General features: G+C 45.2%; 1 protein-coding gene. It reads right to left on the bottom strand.

Annotated features, from left to right (window positions below):
- On the bottom strand, window positions 1–2233 hold a 2233-nt coding region (locus Q8M88_RS14485; RefSeq protein WP_305597866.1), incomplete at both ends, for a PKD-like domain-containing protein.

The following is a 2233-nucleotide window of genomic DNA, read 5'->3' as shown; positions in this document are numbered from 1 at the left end:
TTACCTATCAACGAACCCCCGCTTGCAGCATTGTACCAGTTTAATGTTCCACCAGTGCATCCTGAGGTAGTGAGCGTAACTGTGCCCGGACCACAACTGACACCATCAACACCAACAGGAGCAGCTGGACTTGGGTTGACTGTGATGGTAAAAGTTTGAGGCAGTCCCTGGCAAGGATTGGTACCACCGGTGTACATTGGATATACTGTAACCGTTGCTGTGATTGGGTTTGCGGTTGCATTAGTTGCAGTAAAAGAAGGGAAGGTAGTGGTTACAGTACCGCTTGCTCCAAGGCCAATACTTGTATTATTGTTCGTCCAATTGAAGTAGTTCGCGTTTGGAGCCAAAGCACCAAAATCGATAGCAGTTGAAGGTTGTCCGTTACAGACTGTCAGGTCTGAAGGTTTTGTCATAGAGGAATTAGGGACTACAATTAACTTTTGAATCCCGCTGTAACTTTCGGCACATCCGCCATTAATAAACTGAGCTTTATACAAATAGGATGAGTTACCTCCTAAGATTTGATAATTGATAGTAAGGTTTCCATTCGTGGTTGTAACAGTTGTTCCCGGGATTACTTGCCAGGTAGCCCCATTATCTATACTTCGCAACCATTGCCCTAAAAGCACCCCATTACCTCCATTGGCAGTAGCAGTTAAATAAACATCACTACCCGAGCTGCCATCACAAGATATGACAGTAGTATTTGTTGCATCAACATTTAACGGTGACCCAACGATTAGTTTGGCTTCTGTAGTCGTAGCAGTTCCACATATATTCGTAAATACAGCTTTGTATTTATTATTATTCATATTTGGCGCTGCCGTAAGGGTTAGCGTAATGGAGGTTTGGCCAGTCATGAGGTTTCCGTTATCATACCACTGTACCGTGGGTGTAGGTGTTCCACTTGCACCGGCAGTAAAAGTTACCACCACATCTTTACAGGTAGAATGATCAGCAATATCAAGAGTGATAGCAGGTGGAGTATTAACAGTAATGACAACAGTAACAGGCAATCCTGCACAACCATTCGCAGTTGGTATAATCGAATAAGTGGCAGTTCCTGCATAGGCTCCGGTTGCGGTCAGCGTTTGTACAATTGTTGCCCCTGAACCGTTAGATGCTCCAGAGACTCCGGATTGAACAACAGTCCAGTCAAAGGTGGTTCCAACAACACTACTGGTTAACGAAATGGAAGTTGAAGAACCGGTGCAAAAGGTTTGAGAAGAAGGGGTAGCCGTTACAACAGGAATCGGTTTAACTGTAACGGTAATGGTAAAGGGCGTCCCTGCACATAAATCGGTAGTTGAAGTTGGAGTAACGACATATTGCACGGTGCCGGCTGTTGCATTGCTTGGATTGGTCAAAACCTGATTGATCGTTGCTCCTGATCCGGCACTGGCTCCCGTGATGCTACCAGTTCTTGTTCCGATTGTCCAGGAAAAACTGCTCGGTGTACTTGCTGTCAATGCAATATTCGGACCTGTTCCGCTGCAGGTGCTTGCACTCGCGGCATTGGTAACTGTTGGTGTCGGATTGACCGTGATGGTTGCTGTACCTGCCTGACTTTGCGAACAAGTTGTGGAACTGGCATCCTGAACACTAACCAAGGAATAGGTAAAAGTTCCGGCTGTGCCAGTTGGCGCTGCAATAGTAACGCTGTTTCCGCTGGTGGTGGCTAATGCCTGATTCGATCCACCATTGATCGTATAGGTAAAAGTGAAGGGGGCTATTCCGGTAGCACCGGTAAAAGTTACGTTCGGAGCAGTTGCATTCTGGCAAACAGCAGTAGTTCCAGAGATTGTTGCTGTTGGCAAAGGATTTATATTTACAGTAATTTCATCTTCAGCAGTAAACCCATTGCCATCAGTTACAGTAACCATTACGTTGTAAGTGCCAGCGATGGTTGGGGTTACGGTAATATCTTGGGTAGAACCAGTAAATCCTGCGGGAATTGAAGTCCATGCAAAAGTTGCTACCGGGTCTGCAGTGGTGGTAGATGTTAAAGTTATGGGTGAGTTGTTGCAAACAAAAGCAGGATTTGGAACGTTGGTGATGGTAATTGTCGGTTCGCTTAAGGCAGTGAATGTTATACCTTGTGTTGCACCAGTGATGGTTAAATTATTTGAACCAAAAGTTGCACCGATGATTTTCGACCAGTTAGTAGAATAACTTCCAACGATAAACCCTGTAACATCTCCGGTTGCATCAGTATTGGTATAAGTTGCGTTAA

The organism is Phenylobacterium sp. (genome assembly GCF_030693805.1).
Lineage (GTDB): Bacteria > Pseudomonadota > Alphaproteobacteria > Caulobacterales > Caulobacteraceae > Phenylobacterium.
This window is presented reverse-complemented; position numbering and strand designations above follow the sequence as displayed.